Source organism: Aggregatimonas sangjinii (genome assembly GCF_005943945.1).
In the GTDB taxonomy this organism is placed as follows: Bacteria; Bacteroidota; Bacteroidia; order Flavobacteriales; family Flavobacteriaceae; genus Pelagihabitans; species Pelagihabitans sangjinii.
The window spans coordinates 761,117-783,981 of record NZ_CP040710.1; the positions used below are offsets into that span (position 1 = coordinate 761,117).

At 42.9% G+C, this 22,865-nt stretch carries 26 protein-coding genes; 16 read left to right on the forward strand and 10 right to left on the reverse strand.

The genetic code is table 11. From position 1 onward, the window contains the following. Positions 1-99 precede the first annotated feature (99 nt). Together murB and FGM00_RS03165 are read right to left on the reverse strand one after the other, a co-directional pair. Positions 100-1,113 carry a UDP-N-acetylmuramate dehydrogenase gene (gene murB, locus FGM00_RS03160; protein ID WP_138851514.1) on the reverse strand — a complete coding sequence of 338 codons (1,014 nt, stop codon included), beginning with the start codon at positions 1,111-1,113 and terminating at the stop codon, positions 100-102. 183 nt (positions 1,114-1,296) lie between these two features. Then, positions 1,297-2,487 carry a pyridoxal phosphate-dependent aminotransferase gene (locus FGM00_RS03165; protein WP_138851515.1) on the reverse strand — a complete coding sequence of 397 codons (1,191 nt, stop codon included), beginning with the start codon at positions 2,485-2,487 and terminating at the stop codon, positions 1,297-1,299. 153 nt (positions 2,488-2,640) lie between these two features. Between FGM00_RS03165 and FGM00_RS03170 the strand changes: the two genes are divergently transcribed. Next, positions 2,641-3,975 carry an aspartyl protease family protein gene (locus tag FGM00_RS03170; protein WP_138851516.1) on the forward strand — a complete coding sequence of 445 codons (1,335 nt, stop codon included), beginning with the start codon at positions 2,641-2,643 and terminating at the stop codon, positions 3,973-3,975. A gap of 44 nt (positions 3,976-4,019) precedes the next feature. On the opposite strand, the gene FGM00_RS03175 is transcribed toward FGM00_RS03170, so the two are convergent. Continuing rightward, on the reverse strand, positions 4,020-4,406 hold the full coding sequence (locus tag FGM00_RS03175) for a DUF1573 domain-containing protein (protein WP_138851517.1): 387 nt from the start codon (positions 4,404-4,406) through the stop codon (positions 4,020-4,022). Positions 4,407-4,602: 196 nt separating this feature from the next. Here FGM00_RS03175 and FGM00_RS03180 point away from each other — a divergent pair, with 196 nt between their 5' ends. The 7 genes from FGM00_RS03180 (at position 4,603) to FGM00_RS03210 (ending at position 10,455) form a co-directional block, all read left to right on the forward strand. Beyond that, entirely contained in the window at positions 4,603-7,260 is a 2,658-nt protein-coding gene (locus tag FGM00_RS03180; protein ID WP_138851518.1) for a valine--tRNA ligase, read from the forward strand. Positions 7,261-7,479: 219 nt separating this feature from the next. Further along, a complete protein-coding gene (locus FGM00_RS03185) occupies positions 7,480-8,085 on the forward strand; it encodes a hypothetical protein (RefSeq protein WP_138851519.1) in 606 nt (201 codons plus the stop codon). A 415-nt stretch (positions 8,086-8,500) separates the two neighbouring features. Continuing rightward, on the forward strand, positions 8,501-8,809 hold the full coding sequence (locus tag FGM00_RS03190) for a nucleotidyltransferase family protein (protein WP_236262891.1): 309 nt from the start codon (positions 8,501-8,503) through the stop codon (positions 8,807-8,809). Next, entirely contained in the window at positions 8,799-9,137 is a 339-nt protein-coding gene (locus tag FGM00_RS03195; protein WP_138851520.1) for a HepT-like ribonuclease domain-containing protein, read from the forward strand. Before FGM00_RS03190 ends, FGM00_RS03195 begins: the two co-directional genes overlap by 11 nt. Before the next feature lie 7 nt (positions 9,138-9,144). After that, the gene (locus FGM00_RS03200) at positions 9,145-9,534 is read left to right on the forward strand and encodes a hypothetical protein (RefSeq protein ID WP_138851521.1); all 390 of its coding nucleotides are present in this window, start codon (positions 9,145-9,147) and stop codon (positions 9,532-9,534) included. 8 nt (positions 9,535-9,542) lie between these two features. Beyond that, complete coding sequence (locus tag FGM00_RS03205) at positions 9,543-10,241, forward strand: aspartate/glutamate racemase family protein (RefSeq protein WP_138851522.1); 699 nt, start codon at positions 9,543-9,545, stop codon at positions 10,239-10,241. 25 nt (positions 10,242-10,266) lie between these two features. Further along, the gene (locus tag FGM00_RS03210; protein WP_138851523.1) at positions 10,267-10,455 is read left to right on the forward strand and encodes a hypothetical protein; all 189 of its coding nucleotides are present in this window, start codon (positions 10,267-10,269) and stop codon (positions 10,453-10,455) included. A gap of 9 nt (positions 10,456-10,464) precedes the next feature. Here the strand turns inward: FGM00_RS03210 and FGM00_RS03215 are convergent, their stop codons facing one another. Together FGM00_RS03215 and FGM00_RS03220 are read right to left on the reverse strand one after the other, a co-directional pair. Next, positions 10,465-11,310 (reverse strand): zinc ribbon domain-containing protein, encoded by an 846-nt coding sequence (locus FGM00_RS03215; protein ID WP_138851524.1) that lies wholly within the window; start codon positions 11,308-11,310, stop codon positions 10,465-10,467. 82 nt (positions 11,311-11,392) lie between these two features. Beyond that, positions 11,393-11,797, reverse strand: a complete 405-nt coding sequence (locus FGM00_RS03220) for a hypothetical protein (protein WP_138851525.1) — start codon at positions 11,795-11,797, stop codon at positions 11,393-11,395. A gap of 193 nt (positions 11,798-11,990) precedes the next feature. Between FGM00_RS03220 and FGM00_RS03225 the strand changes: the two genes are divergently transcribed. The 8 genes from FGM00_RS03225 (at position 11,991) to FGM00_RS03260 (ending at position 18,438) form a co-directional block, all read left to right on the forward strand. Beyond that, on the forward strand, positions 11,991-12,629 hold the full coding sequence (locus FGM00_RS03225) for a TIGR02117 family protein (protein WP_138851526.1): 639 nt from the start codon (positions 11,991-11,993) through the stop codon (positions 12,627-12,629). Positions 12,630-12,631: 2 nt separating this feature from the next. Next, on the forward strand, positions 12,632-13,216 hold the full coding sequence (locus tag FGM00_RS03230; RefSeq protein WP_138851527.1) for an NAD(P)H-dependent oxidoreductase: 585 nt from the start codon (positions 12,632-12,634) through the stop codon (positions 13,214-13,216). A gap of 39 nt (positions 13,217-13,255) precedes the next feature. Further along, the gene (locus FGM00_RS03235) at positions 13,256-14,368 is read left to right on the forward strand and encodes a serine hydrolase domain-containing protein (protein WP_138851528.1); all 1,113 of its coding nucleotides are present in this window, start codon (positions 13,256-13,258) and stop codon (positions 14,366-14,368) included. 7 nt (positions 14,369-14,375) lie between these two features. Next, on the forward strand, positions 14,376-14,888 hold the full coding sequence (locus FGM00_RS03240) for a GNAT family N-acetyltransferase (RefSeq protein ID WP_138851529.1): 513 nt from the start codon (positions 14,376-14,378) through the stop codon (positions 14,886-14,888). Positions 14,889-15,049: 161 nt separating this feature from the next. Further along, positions 15,050-16,318: a sterol desaturase family protein gene (locus FGM00_RS03245; RefSeq protein ID WP_138851530.1), complete on the forward strand. Its 1,269-nt coding sequence runs from the start codon at positions 15,050-15,052 to the stop codon at positions 16,316-16,318. A gap of 124 nt (positions 16,319-16,442) precedes the next feature. After that, a complete protein-coding gene (locus FGM00_RS03250) occupies positions 16,443-17,039 on the forward strand; it encodes an RDD family protein (protein WP_138851531.1) in 597 nt (198 codons plus the stop codon). A 115-nt stretch (positions 17,040-17,154) separates the two neighbouring features. After that, positions 17,155-17,577: a hypothetical protein gene (locus FGM00_RS03255; protein ID WP_138851532.1), complete on the forward strand. Its 423-nt coding sequence runs from the start codon at positions 17,155-17,157 to the stop codon at positions 17,575-17,577. Positions 17,578-17,676: 99 nt separating this feature from the next. Continuing rightward, the gene (locus FGM00_RS03260) at positions 17,677-18,438 is read left to right on the forward strand and encodes a creatininase family protein (RefSeq protein WP_138851533.1); all 762 of its coding nucleotides are present in this window, start codon (positions 17,677-17,679) and stop codon (positions 18,436-18,438) included. Positions 18,439-18,445: 7 nt separating this feature from the next. Here the strand turns inward: FGM00_RS03260 and FGM00_RS03265 are convergent, their stop codons facing one another. Genes FGM00_RS03265 through ftsH form a run of 5 tightly spaced genes read right to left on the reverse strand, consistent with a single transcriptional unit; the run spans position 18,446 to position 22,855 of the window. Next, on the reverse strand, positions 18,446-18,700 hold the full coding sequence (locus tag FGM00_RS03265) for an acyl-CoA-binding protein (RefSeq protein ID WP_138851534.1): 255 nt from the start codon (positions 18,698-18,700) through the stop codon (positions 18,446-18,448). Then, the gene (locus FGM00_RS03270; RefSeq protein ID WP_138851535.1) at positions 18,678-19,358 is read right to left on the reverse strand and encodes a phosphatidylserine decarboxylase family protein; all 681 of its coding nucleotides are present in this window, start codon (positions 19,356-19,358) and stop codon (positions 18,678-18,680) included. Before FGM00_RS03270 ends, FGM00_RS03265 begins: the two co-directional genes overlap by 23 nt. Continuing rightward, the gene (locus FGM00_RS03275; protein WP_138851536.1) at positions 19,348-20,157 is read right to left on the reverse strand and encodes a phosphatidate cytidylyltransferase; all 810 of its coding nucleotides are present in this window, start codon (positions 20,155-20,157) and stop codon (positions 19,348-19,350) included. The genes FGM00_RS03270 and FGM00_RS03275 overlap by 11 nt, the downstream gene beginning before the upstream one ends. 1 nt (position 20,158) lies before the next feature. Further along, positions 20,159-20,770, reverse strand: coding sequence for an LUD domain-containing protein (locus FGM00_RS03280; protein WP_138851537.1), 612 nt, complete (start codon positions 20,768-20,770; stop codon positions 20,159-20,161). A 54-nt stretch (positions 20,771-20,824) separates the two neighbouring features. After that, the gene (gene ftsH, locus FGM00_RS03285) at positions 20,825-22,855 is read right to left on the reverse strand and encodes an ATP-dependent zinc metalloprotease FtsH (RefSeq protein WP_138851538.1); all 2,031 of its coding nucleotides are present in this window, start codon (positions 22,853-22,855) and stop codon (positions 20,825-20,827) included. Positions 22,856-22,865: the final 10 nt, after the last annotated feature.

Genomic DNA, 22,865 nt, shown 5'->3' on the forward strand with positions numbered 1-22,865 from the left:
AATGCTCGATTTTATAATCCGTTAGGCACTGGTCTTACCGCGTAGGGCAAACAGCGAAAGAAACATACATCTTTAACGCTACACTCTGTGGGATTTTACCTAGACAACATTGACTTCAGGCAATATCGTAATCCCGAATTTTTCCTTGACCGAGGCTATGATGCGATGCGCCAGGTCCAGTACTTCCTGTCCTGTCGCGCTATCGTAGTTTACCAATACCAACGCCTGATCTTTATGTACCCCGGCATCGCCAAAGCGTTTGCCTTTGTACCCGCATTGTTCGATAAGCCAGCCGGCAGGGATTTTATACTCCGTTTCGGAAACCGTATAATAAGGTGCTTCGGGGTGTGCCTTGGAAAAATGTTCGAACGCTGCCTTCCCGACGACCGGATTTTTGAAAAAACTACCACTATTGCCCAGTAGCTTTGGGTCGGGTAATTTGCTTTGTCTAATAGCGACTACGGCCTTCGATATGTCTTTTATGGTCGGATGGTCGATACCTTTTTTTTTCAATTCGCTGGCTATTGCCCCGTAGGATGTATTGAGGATATGATTTTTTGTGGTAAGCCGAAAATTTACCGAAACGATTATGTATTTATCTTTTCCCTCATTTTTAAAATAAGAATCGCGATAGCCGAACTCGCAGGCCTGCTTATCGAAAGTTTCGATTTCTAAAGTTGTCGTATTCAGGGCTTCACAACTGACGAAAGTATCCTTTAGCTCTACACCGTAGGCCCCAATGTTCTGAATGGGCGCAGTACCCGTATTTCCGGGAATGAGGGACATATTTTCGAGGCCACCATAGTTTTTGTCCAACGTCCACAAGACCATTTGGTGCCAATTTTCCCCGGCCATTACTTTGATGATGACCTGGTTGTCTTCTTCAGAAACGATTTCGATTCCCTTTAAATTGATATGTAATACCAAACAATCCAAATCACTGGTCAACAGCATATTGCTACCACCGCTCAAGATGAATTTTTCGGGATATCCATCCATCGAAAGTACCGTCTTCAAATCTGCGATCGAATTGATTTCACAGAAATGCTTTGCCTTTACGGCTATTCCGAAGGTGTTATATTTCTTCAGGGGCTGGTCGTGCAGTACCTTCATGTTAATTCATTTATCTGCCATTTAAAGACTGTACAGTTGAGATACAAGAATCAGGAGCCAAGAGTCTAGACAAATTTCATTTAAACGTCTTAGTGGCAAAGTTGTCGTTATCCTAATTGAGCCATCTTAGTAGATGTCTTGGTTCTTGACTCTAGAAGCACGGCGGTCTTGTTATTTTTAATTTCAACCTATATAACTTTTTAAGGCTTCCTTTAGTATACCCACGGCACGTTTTAAACTTTCCTTGTCCAACACATAGGCAATCCTAATCTGGTTTTTGCCCAAACCCGGTGTGGCATAGAATCCTGCTGCAGGAGCGACCATAACGGTTTCGTTGTTCACTCTAAAATCCTCTAACAACCATTGTGCGAAATCATCGGCATCTTTTATCGGAAGTTCGGCAATACAGTAGAAAGCACCTTGTGGCTTGGCTACCTTTACGCCTTCGATTTGTTCCAATTCGGAAATCAACAAGTTTCTGCGTCCTACGTATTCTTCCTTTACACCGGTAAAATAACTTTTAGGTGTCTCCAAGGCTGCTTCACTGGCGATTTGGGCATAGGTGGGTGGTGATAAGCGGGCTTGCGCGAATTTCATCGCCGTGGCCACCACTTTCTTGTTTTTGGTGACGAGACAGCCAATACGGGCCCCGCACATACTGTAGCGTTTGGAAACCGAGTCGACAATGATGGCATGCTCTTCAAGCCCTTTTTCCTGTAATACCGAATAGTGCTCCTTCCCGTCATAGGTAAATTCCCGGTATACCTCGTCCGCAACCAAAAAGAGATCGTGTTGCTTCACGATTTGGGCCAATTTTTGAATTTCTTCCTTGCTATACAAATATCCGGTCGGGTTTCCAGGATTACAAATAAGGATTGCCTTGGTCTTAGGGCCGATAAGTTTCTCGAAATCTTCTATGGGTGGAAGGGCAAAATTGGTATCGATATCGGAAACTACGGGAACCACTTTTACGCCGTTCGCCATGGCAAAGCCGTTATAGTTCGCGTAAAAAGGCTCTGGAATGATGATTTCATCGTCGGTATCTGCAATACTTCCCATAACAAAGCTGAGGGCTTCTGAACCACCGGTGGTAACGATGATGTCGCTTGCGCTTACATGAATGTCATTTTCGGCGTAATAGGCGGTCAATTTTTCGCGATATTCTTCCGAACCTTCGGTGCGGCTGTAGGCCAACACATCGAGATTATTGTTGCGAACGGCGTCTAAAGCCACTTGCGGGGTCTTGATGTCGGGTTGGCCGATGTTGAGATGTATGACCTTGGCGCCTTTTTTTTTGGCTGCTTCGGCGAAAGGCACTAGCTTCCTGATGGGGGATTCGGGCATGGTCAGCCCTTTTTGGGATACGTTCGGCATGAGTTGGACGGTTTGGGTGCAAAAATGGGAAATACATAGCTACAAAACAACCGTCCGGTCCGTAATTTATGGCGGTGGTCCGTGTTAAATTTTCAAATTGTTCGATGATTTTGACTAACTTGAAAAGGCTTTCGGTGTAAAACCTTTTGAAATATGCGAAACTTGGCAGTTTTGTTCAGCTTATTGATGGTTCCGATTTTCGGTATGGCGCAGCATTACGAATTGCCAAAGCACAAAAAATACGAAAAGGTAAAGTTCAAATTGGTGAACAATCTTATGGTCGTACCTATGACGGTCAATGGAACCGAACTTTCCTTTATTTTAGATTCCGGGGTAAGTACACCCATTCTTTTCAATCTATCCGACCAAGATTCACTTCAAATCAATAAAGTTGCTGAAATAACGATAAACGGGCTAGGGGAAGGAGAGCCCATAAAGGCGTTGACTTCCCGGGAGAATCGGTTTCAAATGGGTGAAATACGAAACCCGAACCAACCATTGTACGTAGTGCTTGACCGCGATAAAAATTTCTCTCCCGATATTGGTATTCCCGTTCACGGTATGATAGGATTCGATTTATTCCGCGATTTTGTAGTCGAAATCAACTACAGTCGTAAATTCCTGCGTTTTTACCGTCCGGATGGTTACGAACACAGACCAAATAAAAACCAGGAGACCTTACCATTGCATGTGGTTAATAAGAAGGCTTACGTAGATGGTATGGTCTACCTCCAAGACGAAACCCAAGTACCTGTAAAACTTTTGGTCGATTCGGGAAGTAGTGACGCCATTTGGCTTTTTGAAAGCGATTCGATCGCTATCCCGGACAAGCATTACCCCGATTTCTTGGGCAAAGGCCTCAATGGGGATGTTTTCGGAAAACGCAGCATGGTCAAAGGAATACAAATCGGCAGTTTTCTGTTGAAAGACGCCAAAACGGCCTTTCCCGATATGGTACACTATGAGGAAATCCTTGATATGGGAGGTCGAAATGGCAGTATGGGCGGGGAGGTGCTCAAGCGCTTCAATATGGTTTTCGATTATCCCAATGGTAGTGTCACCCTGCAGAAGAACGGGAATTTCAACACTCCTTTTCAATACAATATGAGCGGTATTGAAATACGGCACAATGGGGTGCGCTATATTTCGGAACGCATTACCAATCGAAAAACAAATCCAATAGAAAAGACCCGCGAAAACTTGGGGAATGTGCAAATTCTATTCGAAAGACAGACCAGGCTCAGTCTAGTTCCTGAAATTGTCGTTTCGGGAATTCGCGCCGATAGTCCGGCTAAGGATGCGGGATTACAGGAAGGCGATGTCATCTTGGCGGTAAATGGCAAGAAAGTCTACAGCTATAAGCTGCAGGAAATCATGCATTTGCTCAACGAGCGCGAAGGAAAACGTGTCAGACTTTTGATCGAGCGATCAGACGGCGACAAATTGATCACCTATGAGCTGAAAAACATGTTCAAAGAAAAACCCTGACAATTTGCATCGTCAGGGTTTTTGGTATTTTTATGAAAACTGTTTTATTTACCGGATTCTCCTTTAATCTCTCCTTTAATCTTCAACACGATCGTTGGTGTGTCGGCATTCGAGATTACGGTAATGGCTTTCCTTATCGGGCCAACTCTATTGGTGTCGTACTTCACCTGAATCTCTCCGGTCTCACCTGGTAAAACAGGGGCCTCTGGCTTCTTTGGAATAGTACACCCGCAACTGGAGCTAACTTTACTGATAATCAGAGGTGCATCACCAGTATTGGTGAATTCGAATACACGAACGCCATCGGCGCCTTTCGCTATTTCTCCGTAATCGACCGTTTCCGACTTGAATTCGATTTTTGCCGCTTTATCCTGGGCAGTTAGACTAAATCCTAACATTCCTACGAATAATACAAGTACTAATTTTTTCATAATGTTTAATTTAGGGTATTTCAAATGTAAATCTTTTGAGATGAACCTCAAAATCCTTTTGTTATCCTTTAACGTTACTTATTTTTGTTTCGTATTTCATATCCCCTAAAAAAGAGGATAGTTATTAACAATTTTTCTTCGGTTTCAAGATTTTCCTCGAAACCGACTATCCTATATACAAATACCATACCAAAATATGCAAATCCCTTCTAAATACGACTCCCATAAAGTAGAACAACAGTGGTATGATTACTGGATGAAAAATAATTATTTTCACTCCGCTCCGGACGAAAGGGAACCGTATACCATTGTAATTCCGCCACCTAATGTAACTGGGGTACTGCATATGGGTCATATGCTGAACGCTACCATACAGGATGTATTGACACGTAGGGCCCGTTTAATGGGTAAAAATGCTTGTTGGGTACCGGGAATGGACCATGCCTCGATTGCAACAGAAGCTAAGGTCGTACGTAAGTTAAAAGATGAAGGAATCGATAAAAACGACCTTACTCGGGAGGAATTTCTCAAGCACGCTTGGGACTGGACCGATGAATATGGTGGTGTTATCCTTGAGCAACTGAAGAAATTGGGATGTTCCTGTGATTGGGACCGTACGAAGTTTACCATGGACGATGATATGTACGCCTCGGTTATCAAGGTATTTGTCGATTTGTTCAATAAAGGCCTGGTATATCGTGGATATCGCATGGTGAATTGGGACCCCGAAGCCTTAACGACCCTTTCAGATGAGGAAGTGGTGTATGAGGAAAAGCAGGGACTTTTATACTATCTGGAATACAAAGTAGCGAATGAAGAGGGTACCGCTTCAGAGGAGGGGATGGGGGAAACCGTAACAATCGCCACTACGCGACCGGAAACCATTTTGGGCGATACCGCAATTTGTATCAACCCCAATGACGAACGTTTTGTGCATTTAAGGGGAAAAAAAGTAATAGTACCCATTTGTAATAGGGTCATCCCGATCATCGAGGATGAGTATGTGGATATGGAATTCGGTACGGGCTGCCTAAAAGTCACCCCGGCACATGACATCAATGATAAAGCATTGGGTGAAAAGCACCAACTGGAGACTATTGATATCTTTAATGCTAATGCGACCCTCAATTCGTATGGCTTGCACTACGAGGGGCAAGACCGTTTTGTCGTTCGAAAGGCCATTTCAAAAGAATTAGAGGAATCCAGGTTTTTAGTAAAGACCGAACAATATCTGAATAAGGTGGGCACTTCGGAACGTACGAAGGCCGTTATCGAACCCCGATTGAGCGACCAGTGGTTCTTAAAGATGGAGGATTTGGTAAAACCGGCCATCAAAGGGGTTTTGGAGACCGATGATATTAAATTCTTCCCGAAAAAGTTCGAAAACACCTATCGTCACTGGATGGAGAACATCCGAGATTGGAATATCAGTCGTCAATTGTGGTGGGGACAACAAATTCCGGCATACTACTATGGCGACGGACAGGATGATTTCGTAGTCGCCGAAAGCAAAGAAGAGGCGTTGGTGCTGGCCAAAGAAAAATCGGGTAATGCGCAATTGCATATCGATCATTTAAGACAAGATGAGGATGTGTTGGATACCTGGTTCTCCTCATGGTTATGGCCGATCAGTGTATTTAAGGGTATCTTGGAGCCGGACAATAAGGAGGTGAACTACTATTACCCAACCAATGATTTGGTCACTGGGCCGGACATTATCTTTTTCTGGGTGGCGCGAATGATCATATCGGGTTATGAGTATAGGGACGAACGCCCATTTGAGAATGTTTATTTCACCGGCTTGGTGCGGGACAAACAAAGACGTAAGATGTCGAAGTCCTTGGGTAATTCTCCGGATGCCCTAAAATTAATAGAAGACTATGGTGCCGATGGTGTACGTGTGGGATTGTTGTTGAGCTCCGCTGCAGGTAACGACCTGATGTTCGATGAAGACCTCTGCCAACAGGGTAAGAACTTCGCCAATAAGATATGGAACGCCTTTCGCTTGGTAAAAAATTGGGAGGTAGCGGATATTCCACAGCCCGAGGCGGCTAAATTGGGGGTTGCTTGGTATACCACGAAGTTCAACCAGAACTTGGCCGAAATCGAGGATCATTTCAGCAAATACCGTATCTCCGACGCCTTAATGGCAACCTATAGATTGGTTTGGGATGATTTCTGTTCTTGGTTACTTGAAATCGTAAAACCGGCCTATCAACAGCCCATTGACAAGGTTACGCTAAATGCGGTCGTTCACCTGTTCGAGGAAAACTTGAAACTGTTACATCCTTTTATGCCTTTTTTAAGCGAGGAAGTTTGGCAGCATATGGCGGAACGCACTCCGGAGCAGGCCCTGATCGTTGCTAAATGGCCGGTTCAGGAAACCGTCGATATCAGCTTAATCAATGGTTTTGAAATTGCCGCCGAGGTCATTGCAGGTATCCGGACCATTCGCAAGGAAAAAAATATCCCGATGCGCGAAGCCTTGGAACTAGTGGTTTTAAACGAAGGGAAATTGGCGGCCACTTGGGACACCGTTATCTCCAAACTGACTAATGTTTCCACGATATCCTATGTGGATGACTCAGTAGACGGCGCCTTGAGTTTTAGGGTAAAAAATAACGAATATTTTATTCCCATTAGTGGTACCATTGATGTGGAGGCCGAAATCGAAAAGATCAAATCCGAATTGGAGTATACCAAAGGCTTTTTAAGTTCGGTACAAAAGAAATTGGGCAATGATCGTTTCGTGCAGAATGCCCCGGAGCAGGTCATCGCCTTGGAGCGCAAGAAGCAGGCCGACGCGGAGGCAAAAATCGAGACTTTGGAAAAGAGTTTGGCCAGTTTGGGATAGGTAGCATAGAATACCGCGGGAAATAAAAGACTGCGGGAGGGAATCCAAAAGCTTCTTTTGACGAAATATAGATAGCGTATGTTTAAGGTTTGACTTTACTTGGGCATCCCGCATCAGAGGAAAATGTACGTCCATTTTTTTGACCTAACGATATGCTAGGCAGCTCAATCTGACGTTCCACTTTGCTGTGTTCAATTGTACCATAATAAATCAGTGCCTATGTTTGAAGACGACAACCTTCCGAGACAAGACCATCGAAAATCCGAAATTTTTAAAAAGGCCCAGGACATCGTGAAATTGGTGGAGCGTATTGTTGCCATTAATGCAGAAGATGGTCTGGCAGTTGAGGAGTATGAAAAAGAATGGTTTAAGAACAATCAAGAATACCTGCTACGCAATTCACACACCATTTGCGCGAAGATCGCAGGGGCCTATGGTGATATGTTGTATGACATTAAGATGGAAAATGCAGCGATTATTCGCAAAGCCGCCCGTGAACTGATTACCGATGCACGGGGCTTACAGATGAACGGTTACAAAGAGATAGAATATCTTGATTTTCTAAGGGCGGAAGTTGAGGAATTCAGGATATTATTCGCCGAATGGGTCAAAACGTTTGACATGGGGAACTATCTCATTGACCGATGGGGCTTATTCAATCCGCCCGGGGTGAATTATGATGACCATGACCCGGATGATGATATTCCTTTTGATCGCAATGCCTTTATGAATGAAATGGGTATGTTCTCGGACGAAGGTTTGGATGATGATTGTTCCGACGATGATGGCGATGGTGAAGAGGAAGAAGATGAGCCCGATTCGTAGTTTGTTTCTAAATCAGTTCAATATCTAAAAACTTGTGGCTATTTTTTTCTACGAAAAACAATGCGACCACCATTTTTCACTGAGTCAGGTTCATAAAGCTTTTAGCCTCTCCATTTTTTACTCGATAATCTAGATTTGAAATTGACTGCCGTAAGGCAAGTTTTTCCCAGTCCATCATGAAGCACAATCGCGCTTTCTCTGGAGTCCTATTATAATTGAATTGGCCTACTTGCAAACAGGCTTTGCTTTGAGCTTGAGTGGCTTGTTTTCGGTAAAAGCTATTCTATAGGACCGCTCCGAAGCAACAGATAGTCCATGGTAGGCGTAGATGGATTACCATTTCAATTTCATTTAATAGAAGGGCCGGAGATATTAGAACAACATATAATTCTTATATTTGATTAAGTGATGTTATATGATGCCATCTATTATAAAAGATAAAATTGAAGATTTGAATAATCTTTGTGCAACATACGATGTAAAAAGCCTTTATGTTTACGGCTCAGCCTGTACAGCGGACTTTCGTGAAGATAGCGATATTGATATTTTAATATCTTTTAAGGATATTTCCATTGAAAAGTATACTGATAATTATTTTGAGCTCCATTATAAACTACAGGAGCTGTTTGGTAGAAAGATAGATTTGATTACTGAAAACGCTCTTTCAAATCCTTATTTTATAGCAAGTATAGAAGAAACCAAGCAGCTATTATATGCAGCGTGAAGTTCTGAAATACTTATTCGATATGAAAGAGGCCATTGACTCTATCTATGAATATATAGGCGAAACGAAGGATTTTAAGTCCTATGTTTCTAACAAATTGGTAAGACGTGCAGTCGAGCGGGAGCTTGAAATTATTGGGGAAGCAACTAATAGGATTTTACGGATTGATGCTGCTATTGAGATTTCCAATTCAAGGAGAATAGTCGACCTAAGAAATTGGGTTATTCACGGATATGACAAAGTTGATGACACCATTATTTGGGGTATACTATCTAAAGATATTCCGCAACTTCGTAATCAGGTGGAGAAATTAATCAACTGGGAATAACAAGTTCTTGGAATTTTATAAATTAAAAGCGAACCCAAAACGCCTATTTCTATTAGATGGTTCTGGGGCTTTGGTCTCCGCCTTCTTTTTAGGATTAGTTTTGCCTTCCTTCGGACCGCTCTGCGGTATGCCAAAAAATGTCCTGTATCTGCTGAGCGTCATAGCCTGTATTTTCGCGTTGTATTCGTTCGCCTGTTATTTTTTTCTGAGACGTAATAGAAAGCCTTTTCTGCGTGGTATTGCCTTGGCCAATCTGTCGTATTGCTTTTTGACCATCGCACTTTTATGTCGGTATTCCCAAAGTCTGACTATCTTCGGTTGGACGTATTTTGGCCTGGAGCTCTTTATAATCGGTATCTTAATACGCTTCGAATTAAAATACGCATCCGTAAGATAGCATTGACCATGAAAAAAATTGGATTGATAGGAGGAATGAGCTGGGAGTCGTCTGTGGTATATTATCAGATCATCAACGAAAGCATACGGGAACATTTAGGAGGCTTTCACTCCGCAAGGTGTATTATGGAGTCCGTTGATTTCGCCGAAATCGAACAGCTACAGCATCAAAACGACTGGAGTGCACTGGACGGTATCATGGTAAACGCCGCGCGGAACCTTGAAAATGCCGGTGCAGAGCTGATTCTGCTCTGTACGAATACGATGCATTTGTGTAGTGCCGCGATAATCGATGGAATTTCAGTTCCGTTTATACATATTGCCCAGTCCACTGGAATGAAAATACAATCCCAAGGTATTCGGAAAGTACTTTTGCTCGGCACGAAATTTACAATGGAGAAGCCCTTTTTCAAAAATATTCTAAAAACCGATTTTGAGCTTGAGGTATTGGTGCCCAATGAAAAGGATAGGGAAACGGTACACGACATCATCTATAAAGAACTGGTGCATGGCAAACTGAATATATCATCAAAGACAACATATCAGCACATCATCAATAAAGCTATCTCAAGTGGGGCGCAAGGAGTTATTTTGGGCTGTACCGAAATTCCACTATTGATCAACGCAAGCGATGTGGGTATCCCGGTATTCGATACCACTCGAATTCATGCCGAGCAGGCCGTTGAATTTGCCCTACGGCTTTCATAAACCAAAAAAATGTTATTTTAGGCCCATGGATATTAAAAAAATACTCGGATTAGTACTTACCTTATTGGGTATAGGAGGATTAATTTATGCGGCCGTTTTATATGTAAATGGTTCAGGTGACTTTAAGGTACTTGCCGTTTATGGCATTTTAGGCGCTATTTTCTTCTTCTCCGGGATGGGCTTGATACGGCGTACCGGTAATCCGAACCACTAACGGGCATCCCTACTTTTCTGGCGCGTCGTCGGTGTTGCTGCCTTCTGTATTTGCGGGAAATTCTTCCGGGCCATAAAAGGGTAGGAGTTTGTTTTCGTCAGCGAAACGGCCGCCCAAATCGGCATCGGTCGGTGTCTTGATCAGCACCATATTCCATTTGCCCTCTACACCGATATACAATTCACCGATTGTATTGTTCAAATCAATTTCATCGATGCAGTCTTCGATGACGTCAACGATATCCTTGCGATAGTGCGCTTTGATTTCATCTATATTTCTGATTTTTAATAGCACTAGAAGTTTATCATCTAATTTTTTAGTAAAATAGCCGATGTTTTCGGTATCCAATCCACTTACAATATCAAATTCGATACAACTTTTTAAGGCAAAGGAAAGTGAATCCCTTTCCCGATGAAGCAGTGTGGTCCGTTTTTCCATATCCTCCTTCAACAGTACCTTTCGGGAATCACCATCCGCCTCGAAAAGTTCTTCTCCGTTGGAGCGGAGGTATACCCCATACAACGATAAACTCATCACTATGGTAAAGAGCACGGTGATTACGAGACATCCACAGCCTTGCCAAATTGGTCGTTTAGCAGGATTGTTCCTGTTTTCTACTTCCAGGCTATGACGCATGTCAGGTGTGAACTGCGAATAGGCATAGCTTTTTCTGCAATGTGAACATTCGGCAACGTGTTTTTTGAACAAGGGGATAATCGGAATCCAGAAAAAATGAAAGTAGTTGCCAAATGTGGACACGGTGAAGGAATCTCTTGTACTACAATGGGGACAGGTCGTTCTGTTTAAACGTCGCTCCTTTATTTTTGCCGCACGTGTACCGAAGAAAAAAATCATAATAGGGTCTGTATTTTACGAAATTAAGTAAGCTGAATAAAAGATAACGTTTTTGGGGATAATTCCTTTTCAAAGGGAAACCTTATTCCGTATGCCTCACGATACTTCTGATCTCCTTTATGAGAATGGGGTCTTGGTAGTGCACTATAGTCGCTTCCTCGCCTAGTTTCAACATTTTAAATCGCTCGGCACTCAAAGTAATACACACCTTATAAAGTTCGCCTTCTTGAAGTGATACTACGAGATTTTGGGTGCTTTGAGTCTCAATTTCGATATAAGCGACCTTTACATCGCCCTGAAGTGACGTTTGAATGTTAAAGCCCGTAGTTACGGCCCATCTTCTGGAACCATCAGGCAACCATTCGCAAGGGGCACGACCTGTTTGGTAGCTTCCCAGAAATTCAATGTCAATTATTTCTGCGTTATCAAAGGGATTAAAACAAATGTGGGACAAACAAATCAGTAAGGTTGTTATGGGCAATGACATAAGGCCTTCTTTCCTTCAAAAATACGACTAAGGGACACTATATGTTACCCTATTTTCCGGGGTTTTTCGATCCCGCTGATAGAAATGCCGTAAACTGTTTTGTTAAAAATAGGTAACTTCGTAGACAGTAAATCAACTTACCATCCGCAAGCATTACTTCAAAAAAGGACTGAAAATAATCGGGAAAACGGTATTGTATTTTCTCGGCTTTCTAGTGCTCTATTTGGTTATTGGTTTCGGCCTATCAAAGATAACCGTACATCATGAACCGGATGCTGCCGAAGAAATAGCCATTTATATTCTAACCAACGGAGTGCATACCGATATTGTAATGCCTGTTAAAACAGATGATATCGATTGGAGCAAAAAGATACCGTATCGGCACACCAAAACCGCCGATAACAGTCATAACTACATTGCTATGGGTTGGGGAGATAAGGGCTTTTACCTGCAAACCCCTACCTGGGCCGAGCTAAAGTTTTCCGTAGCCTTTAAAGCGGCGACGGGCTTGAGTACCACTGCTATGCATACAACCTACTATCGGACGATGACGGAAAGCGAAAGCTGCAAAAGAATCATGATCAGTAGGGCACAATACCAAAAGTTGGTATGGCATATTTCGGATAGTTTTCAAAAGACCGCGAACGGCCAGTTCATCAATATCCAAACCGACGCGAACTATGGCCATACGGATGCCTTTTACGAAGCTAAAGGCAGTTACAGTATGTTGACTACTTGCAATACATGGGCAAACAATACTCTGAAAGCAATCGGTGCAAAAGCTTGTTTATGGACGGCTTTCGATTCGGCAATTTTCGAGAAGTACAAATGACGATGAAAAAACTCAAAATTTTGATTATCAATGGCCATCCCGATAAGGAAAGTTTTAATTGGGCATTGGCCAAGGCCTACAAAGAGGGAGCGCTGTCGTCTGGGGCCGAAGTCAGAGAAATTCGTATCGCAGAACTCGACTTTGATGTAAACCTTCAATTCGGGTATCGAAAACGCACTGAATTGGAACCCGATTTGATCGACGCCCAAGAAAATATCAAATGGGCCAATCACTTGGTATGGATTTATCCTATTTGGTGGGGTTCGGTTCCGGCTATCATGAAAGGATTTCTAGACCGGGTATTGCTGCCTGGCTTTGCTTTCAATAAAAGAGAGGGATCTGTCTGGTGGGATAAACATCTTAGTGGTAAAACTGCACGAATCATCTGCACTATGGATCAGCCTACATGGTATTATCGTTTCATTAACCAAAGCCCAAGTCATTTCGCGATGAAAAAACTTACACTCCAATTTGCGGGGATCAAAAAGGTAGGCATAACCGCTATAGGCCCCCTTAGGTTGTCGACTTTGCAATTTCGAGAGAAATGGTTAAAAAAAGTAAAACGAATAGGGGTTAAAGGTAAATAACTATCTTTAGGATAACCGGTGCAATAAACGCTATTCCATATGAAAAGATATTTTATTTTATTTCTTCTTCTAATTATCGTTGGGTACTCGAACGCCCAAACCGAAGTTGCCACAGATGCCCAGTCCCCAAAACAATTCGGCATTACGCGTGTCGAGGCCGATTCTATTTTCGATAAGGTAAAAAAGTTGCCCAAAGAATCGCAGATAGCCATTGCCCTAATTAAAAACGGGGAGACGCGCTTTTATGGCATCCACCGAAAGAATGATTCCATTTTTAGTATCGATAATCATGAAAAGGTCTTCGAAATCGGTTCTATTTCAAAAGTATTTACGTCCACCATGCTAGCCCAATTCGTACTGGAAGATAAAGTGAAGTTGACCGACGCTATCAACGACTACTTGCCGATTTCGTTTAAGGATGACCAACGGGTTACTTTTCAAAGCTTGGCGAACCACACTTCCGGTCTTCCTAGGTTACCGACCAATTTGGTGTTGGACTTTATCCATCGCAACAACCCCTATGCGGAATACGACGAGATAAAATTAAAAACATATTTAAAGGATACGATGAATCTGGCCGAAGGTATTGCACCAGGACAGTTCGAATATTCGAATCTTGGGGCTGGATTATTGGGGTACACCCTGTCCCAAATCGAAAAAACGGACTACCAGACCCTACTTCAAAATAGGATAACGAACAAATATGGAATGGAGCATACTACGGCCGATCGGTCCGAGGTAGGTGCGTTGTTGGTACCCGGAAGAAATGGCGGTACCATCGTTCCTAATTGGGATTTGGCCATTCTAGTCGGTGCAGGGGGTATCGTTTCGAGTACGGAGGATCTGACCAAATTTGCGCTGGCGCAATTCGACTCGGCCAACGCCGAAATGGTATTGACCCGAACTAAGACGGCCGATATGAAGGAGGATACCGGCGTAGGCCTTGGCTGGTTTATATATAAGACCGATACTGGTCAAACATTGCATACGCACGACGGCGGAACTGGAGGTTATACCGCTTCGATGATCATTGATTGTGAAAACAAGAATGGGGTAATCGTATTGTCCAATGTTTCAGCTTTAGGCCTGGGAACCGATAAGATCAATAAATTATCGGGATCCCTACTCCGTACTTTAGGGGATTACAAATAGCGGCCAATTGAAAATACAGCACAGTACCTCGAAAGATATCGATAGTATTTTTAGATTGTATAGGATCGCAACCGAATACCAGCGGCTAAAATTTGCGGATAATGTTTGGCCTGACTTTGAACGGGAGTTGGTTCAAAAAGAAATTAAAGAGCAAAGGCAGTTCAAATTAACGATTGAAGGGAAAATAGCCTGTATCTGGGCCATTACCTATAACGACCCCGAAATTTGGGGAGAAAAGGACAATATGCCTTCCATTTATGTTCACCGTATCGCAGTTGATCCGGATTTTAGAGGGAATAATCTTATTGCCGACCTTGTTGAATGGGCAAAGTCCTATGCAACGTCAAAAGGGAAACAATACATACGTCTCGACACCTGTGGCAACAATATCAAATTGATAAGGCATTATACCAAAGCGGGATTTGAGTTCTTAGGGATGCAAAAGCTTCAGAAAGTGAATACTCTGCCCAGTCATTACCATAACGCCGATGTTTGTTATTTTGAGATGAAACTGTCGTAGCTTGATCTTCGTGTATTTTAGATATTCTATAACGGAGAGGTAGGTCGTTGGTCCGGCATAAAAAATCTGTTGAAGGTTATGATTGCCTATAATTCTAACAGTATCCAGTAGTGTTGAACGGGTTCATTTTGGTTATATTTGCCTGAATACCAATTCTTAAAATGGAGACTTACGCACAGGCACTTCTTTATGCCATTCCTTTTTTTATGGTGCTTTTGGCCATCGAAATCTGCTATGGGTATTTCGTTAAAAATCAAAAACATAAGGTATTGGATAGCGTCTCGAGCATTAGTTCGGGTTTTACCAATATTATCAAAGATTCCCTTGGTTTAGGGTTAGTGCTCGTATCCTATCCCTATTTGGTTGAGCATCTGGCAATAATGGAAATTAAGGCCACCTGGCTGGTCTGGTTGATCGCGTTTTTTGCTCTTGATTTTGCAGGTTATTGGAACCATAGACTCAGTCACAAAGTAAATTTTTTCTGGAACCAGCATGTCATTCATCACAGTAGCGAGGAATTTAATCTAGCTTGTGCACTGCGCCAGTCCATCTCGAATCTTATTGGGTACTTTCCGTTGTTCTTGTTGCCAGCCGCAATACTTGGAGTTCCCTATAAGGTCATTGCCATTTTAGGCCCCATCCACCTTTTTGGTCAGTTTTGGTACCATACGCAGCACATTGGCAAGATGGGGTGGTTGGAATATGTCATCATTACCCCATCACAACATCGGGTACATCATGCCATCAACCCGGAATATATCGATAAAAACTTGGGTCAGATTCTTTGTATATGGGATCGTTGGTTCGGAACTTTTCAGGAAGAACTGGATGATGTTCCGCCTCAATATGGCGTTTTGAAACCGGCTGCTACGTGGAATCCGGTACTCATCAATTTTCAACATCTTTGGCGTTTGATTAAAGATGCCTGGCGTACGCAAAGCTACTGGGATAAATTACGGATTTGGTTCATGCCAACGGGTTGGCGTCCGGCAGACGTAAAGGCTGCATATCCAATCCGGATAATAACGAATGTTTACGAATTCGACCGTTACGAAACCCCGGCCAGTAAGACGCTCAAAGGCTACTCTATATTTCAGATGCTTTTCAGTCTGTTGCTCTTGCTCTTCATGTTCTTCAATTATTCAAAAATCGGGCTATCCGGGCTGCTGCTTTGCGGTGCCTTTATCTTCATAGGAATTTATGGCTATACTACCTTAATGGACCGAAGCAATTATGCCGTATGGATTGAATTGGCTCGAGGTGTGCTTGGTCTGGCGCTTATTGGTTTTACCGGCGACTGGTTTGGAATAAACGAATATTTCTTTTTTGGAAGTGGTCTGGTCGCATTGTATTTTCTCATCACTATTTTCGGCGGATTCTTTTTTACTTATTTCGAGAAGGAATACACAATGCAAAAGAGCAAAGTGTAACCGGCCAAGAATCCAGAAATAGGTTCAGCGCGTACATATTGTCGAAATGTTGGTAGTTGGTCGAAAAAATTCGATTCAAACTCAATTTTGAACGTTGTCTTTTTCCAAACCATTTGCGAAACAGATGACAAGAAAAGAACAGTTACAGTCGTGCAAAATATGCCAACATCAAAAGAAAGATTTGAATCGGGGAATCATTTGCGGGCTCACCGATAATTTGGCCGACTTTGAAGAACGTTGCGAAACCTTCATTGAAAATCCGAAGCTTAAGAAGCGTACGGAAGAAGATGCCATCTTAAGTTCCGTAGATAGTAAAGTGGCTAGTCAGGGCCAACGATTCGCCAATTACCTTATCGACCAGATTTTTGTAATCGGTCTCGGCTTGTTGTTTGGTTTGATGATAGGCATTTTGGCCGAATTCATAGACCCTGTGTTTCTGTCCTTTCTTTATGAGGATAACCGACTGATAGAATGGTTGTTGGGCAGTGTTCTTGCGATAATTTATTATTCTTTTTTTGAAGGGGTTACCGGTCGTTCTATCGGTAAGTTTTTCACGAAGACCAAGGTGGTGACCGAAGATGGCGATCGACCTAATTTTTCGGTTGTCCTCACTCGATCACTTTGTCGTTGTATTCCGTTCAACGCATTTTCATTTTTGGCGAACGACGGGGTGGGCTGGCATGATAAATTTTCGGGCACCCGTGTAATCGAAATTGATTAACTTCAAATTTCATACAGTATCCATTTAGGATTACCATAAACGATTGTGACCTTCTCCAGCACGGATGGCTTTAAAACCATCGGTAGTGAACCATTTAAATCGAAAATCCTTTGCTATGAACAAATTGATTGCAATACTGTGTTTTACAGGGATGTGCCTTTTTTCAGTCAACGCACAAAAGGATATCTTCCCAAACCTAATAGGTACGCATCAGTTCGGGGTACAATTTATCTATGATGGATATGGAACCGCTGAAATAACCGAAAAAGATGGCGTGCTTTACATCAAAGGGGAACAGTACTCCGATGACAAGGAAGAATATCTCCTGATGGAAGGCACGATTACCATTATCGATAGCCGAAATTTCAACTTTAAAGGGCGTCTTAAACTGTTTACCGAAGGTTGCTGTGGTCTGCTGGATAGGCAGGTATCCTATACATTTAGAAAAACCGGTAACCGAAAGTATTGGCGGTTAAAAGAGCGAAATGACCTCTGCGATCAATATACCTGTGCGTATTACCTCGATATTTTTGAATAAAGCAGATTGTAACACTCGCTGCCTTGTGCCCTTTTAAAAGCGTCCGATATGCTTGCAGAATAGGGATAGCTTGTTAAGTTTGTAGTATAAACTATAGCTATGAGACCCTATATTCTCGCCGAAACCAACTGGGAGGCCTTAAAAGACGCCTCATTTGATTTAGCAGTACTACCCTGGGGCGCTACCGAGGCGCACAACTATCACTTACCATATGCGACCGATAATATCGAGGCAGATGCGTTTGCGGCGGAAGCCGCACGAGTGGCTTGGGAAAGAGGAGGGAAAGTCGTTGTGTTACCTACCATACCTTTCGGGGTAAATACAGGACAGCGGGATATCTATTTGGATATCAACCTGAATCCCAGTACGCAATTCGCGATCCTGTCGGATGTTGTTGAAGTACTGAACCGACAGGGAATCAAAAAACTGCTGGTCTTTAATAGTCACGGTGGTAATAACTTTAAACCGCTCATTCGGGAGTTGGGGTTGAAATTCCCGGAGATGTTCATCTGCCTTTCCATATGGACGGAAGTGGTCGACAAATATGCCTATTTTGAAGAAAAAGGCGATCATGCCGATGAAATGGAGACGAGTATCATACAATTTCTAAGACCCGATCTGGTTTTACCCAAGGAAAAGTGGGGCGATGGAAAAGACAAAAAATATAAGATAAAAGCTTTTTCCGACGGTTGGATGTGGGCGGAACGCCAATGGTCTAAAATAAGTGAGGATACAGGTGTGGGCAATCCACATAAGGCAACAAAGGAAAAAGGAGAACGTTTTTTCAAGGATGTCACCGAAAAAATGGGAGCGCTTTTTTATGACCTCAGTCAGGCCGATCTGAACGATCTATACGAGTAACACGATGCTAGCGCAGCGATTTCGCAAGTTTTACATAAGCCGTCATCGCTTCTTTTCTGCTTAGATTTTTAGCCTGTATCAAAGCGTTGGCCTTAAAAGCGTTGATCAAAGGGGTTTTACTGCCTGGGTGATTTTTGTTCTCATTGGCGATTTTATAGAACGCATAAAGTTTCAGCTTGACATCGGCCGGTAATTGACCTTCGTAATTGTTCACGAATTGCACCGCTTCGCTAAAGTTTTTATATAATTTCTCGTTCTTCATTTTTTTCTAGTACTGCTGCGATGCAGGTCTTGGCTCCTTTAACGGTTTGGTTAAGCTGTACAGCTATACCACAGTCTAAAGGTAGGAAAAGATCTATTCGCGAACCGAATTTTATAAAACCGGCATCTTCACCCTGCTGCACACTTTCACCAACTTCCGCATAATTGACAATTCGCCTTGCCATTGCCCCCGCGATCTGACGATACAGAATATCGCCGAACATCGGGGTGTGGATAACGACCGTCGTACGCTCATTATCGGTACTAGATTTCGGATGCCAAGCAACCAAGTATTTTCCGGGATGGTATTTCGAATATTTTACTTCACCACTAGCGGGATAGCGTGTTACGTGCACATTGATGGGCGACATGAAAATGGAGACCTGTATGCGCTTATCGTTAAAGTATTCGGTTTCTTCCACTTCCTCTATAACGACCACCTTACCATCGGCAGGGGCGATAATTTCGCTAAAACTCTTTATAGGAATCCGTTTCGGATTTCTAAAAAACTGCAGCACCGCAACTAAAAGCAAAAGGGCTACTATTTGGATGGCGATTCGCAACCCTGGGTAAGGAACGAAAAATTGCGCAAGTAAAATTGCCGCTACCACCAAGATAAAAGTAATCACAATTATTTTTTGTCCTTCTCTATGAAACATTCGTAAATAAATTTAATATTAGGTACGCGAACGGAGCCGCAAATACCAAACTGTCTAAACGGTCTAACATGCCTCCGTGTCCGGGAAGCAAGGCGCCACTGTCCTTTACTCCAGCGACCCTTTTTAATTTCGATTCGACCAGGTCACCCAGATTACCAGCGATTACGATAACGGCCGCCAACGTCATCCATTGGCCCACATTTACTATAGGCTCGTATTTCGCCATAAAATAAGCGGCTCCTAAGGTAAAAGCAAGTCCGCCAATGGCACCTTCGATCGTTTTTTTAGGGGAAACCGAGGGAAACAGTTTGGTACGGCCAAGGCTCCTCCCGACGAGGTAGGCAAACGAGTCATTTACCCAAATCAGTATAAAAATACCCATTATCAACAACTTTGCGAACTCATCGTTCTTGTAGGGTATCATCGTTAAAAAGATACATCCACCACCGATATAGAAAAGCCCTACTACGAATTTTTGAAAGGTATTAAACGTGGTTCCTTTTTTACTAAAGAGAAAATAGAGTAGTGCCAAGTCTACCGCGATAGTAATTCCCAAAAGTATATTAATAGGTATGGTGTTTACCTCCTTCACTAGATAAATGAAAATCCACCATAGAATCAAATAGGCAATGAAAATATAATAGCCTCGAAGACCGACCATGCGTTTGTATTCATAGATACAGGCTAGGCCGAATATCATCAGCAGAAAATCAAAAGCATCCGAGTTAAGGAAAATAGCGGAAAGTAAGAGAATTATAAATACGGCCCCAGTAAGTGCTCGCCTTAAGATTTCCTTCATATTATAGGTCTTCCAAAAGCAAAAGATACAAATTTTTGGAACTGCTGCCATAAGTCAGAAAATCATCCGAATTTTCTTCGTTGGCCTGAAAGTGTTTGAGGGTCGTGATATTTGCGGGTATACTGTGCCCGTATTTTTTCTTTATTTTCTTCAGACCCTCCCCAATCGATTCTACCAATTGGCTTGTGGTCGCGAATACGATCACGTTGCTAGGCAGTTCATTGAGCTTGCGTTCCATCAATTGATTCGAGCACACAAGAATAGATCCGTTTTGGGCGATCAAATGTTCGCAAGTAGTAAAGAAAACCTCACTTTGCTTGTGCTTATCGGTAAAGGTGAGGTGATCGGCGGAAAATTTTTTTTCTAGTTTGGGGTCCATTGCAAAAAAGGGAATCCGTTCCCAGCCGTTTTCTGCAATTACATTTTTCAATGCTTCGGAAACCTCTTTAAAAGAATCGCAGTACAGAAATTTACCGCCATTTTTCCTGAAGTGGATAGTAAACTTTTCGTCTACAGGTATATTCAAGTCAGGCATATGTTGCCCACGGGTTTCCGATGTTTCCTTGGAAACCTTTTTTTTGCCACCTCCGAATAATTTGTCCAACAGCCCCATGTAATCTTATTGTGTACACACCAAGGTGCATCAATACTAGAAAAACGTTAATTCCTAAATTTTATTTTGCTTGTCCTCTTTGTCGCTCGGCGAAACAGTCTCTTTAACGGGAACCTCTTCGGTATCCGGGGTAATCATTCCTTCGGCCGCTTGTTTTACAGCGTCGTCCTTGCCTTCGAAGGGTCTTTTACCGAATATCTTTTCGAGGTCTTCCTTAAAAATCACCTCTTTTTCCAAAAGGCGCTCCGCCAAAACGGTAAGCTTATCCTTGTTATCTTCCAATACTTTAATGGCACGTACATACTGTTCCTCGATTAATTTTGATATTTCCATATCGATCGTATGTGCGGTATCTTCCGAATAAGGTTTGGAAAAGCCATAATCGTTCTGACCTGACGAATCATAATAGGTGAGATTTCCGATTTTATCATTAAGGCCATAAACGGTAACCATGGCACGTGCCTGTTTGGTTACTTTCTCTAAATCGCTCAATGCTCCGGTCGAAATCTTATTGAAAATCACTTTTTCGGCGGCCCTGCCGCCCAAAGTGGCACACATTTCATCCTTCATCTGCTCCGGACGCACGATCAAACGCTCTTCGGGAAGGTACCAAGCTGCCCCTAAAGATTGTCCCCTAGGCACGATGGTGACCTTTACCAACGGAGCGGCATGTTCCAACATCCAACTTACGGTGGCATGACCAGCTTCGTGATATGCAATGGTCTTCTTCTCGCCGGGCGTAATTATCTTGTTCTTCTTTTCCAATCCGCCGACGATTCGGTCAACAGCATCCAGGAAATCCTGTTTATTGACCGCCTTTTTCTCTTTACGGGCGGCAATCAAGGCCGCCTCGTTACAAACGTTCGCGATATCGGCACCGGAAAATCCTGGGGTTTGTCTGGCTAGGAAATCCAAATCCAGAGCCTCGGAAGTTTTAATCGGTCTAAGGTGAACCTCGAAAATCTCTTTTCGTTCACGAATATCGGGAAGGTCTACATAAATCTGCCTATCGAACCTACCCGCACGCATGAGTGCCTTGTCAAGCACATCTGCGCGGTTGGTAGCGGCCAATACAATAACGTTTGTATTCGTGCCGAAACCATCCATTTCGGTAAGCAACTGGTTCAATGTATTTTCACGCTCGTCATTAGACCCCGTAAAATTATTCTTTCCCCTTGCACGACCGATAGCATCTATCTCATCGATAAAAATAATCGCGGGAGATTTGTCTTTGGCCTGTTTAAAAAGGTCACGAACCCTAGAGGCTCCGACCCCTACGAACATTTCGACAAAATCGGAACCCGATAAAGAAAAGAAAGGCACTTTGGCTTCCCCTGCAACAGCCTTTGCCAAAAGTGTCTTACCCGTTCCTGGAGGGCCTACAAGCAGTGCACCCTTCGGTATTTTACCACCCAGAGAGGTATATTTATCGGGAAATTTAAGGAATTCTACAATTTCCTCGACTTCTTCTTTTGCACCTTCCAAACCGGCCACATCCTTAAAGGAAGTGCGGGTGTCGGTCTTTTCATCAAAGAGCTTTGCCTTCGATTTACCAATATTGAAAATCTGACCTCCGGCGCCACCGCCACCGCCACCTGACATTCGGCGCATGAGGTAGATCCAAATACCGATAATCAAAACAAAAGGCAAAATGGTGACAATTAGGTTACCAAGCACATCTGACTCTTGGTCGTTGTCTACGATCGTATCCAGATTATTCTCTTTCTTAATCGTCTTTATCTCGTTCTCAAAGTTCTGAAGGTCACCGTAGTTCACAAGATACTGGGGTACCTTTGCCGAGTTGATCGAAAAGGGCTTTTCGGATACGTCTTTATGCACATCTTTATTCAACGCTTCGTCGGTAAGGAAAACCTTTGCCTGTCTGGCGTTGGTAATGATCAATATCTCCTTAACATCACCATTTCTAAGGTATTCCTGGAGTTCCGAAGTGGTCGTTTTCTTGGTATTTGCGAAATTATCGCTATTCAGGAACTGAAATCCGAGTATCAAAACGATGATAAGACCATAGATCCACCATGAACTAAACTTCGGTTTTTTACCAGTATTGTTATTTTCTTTTGCCATTATTTTGTTT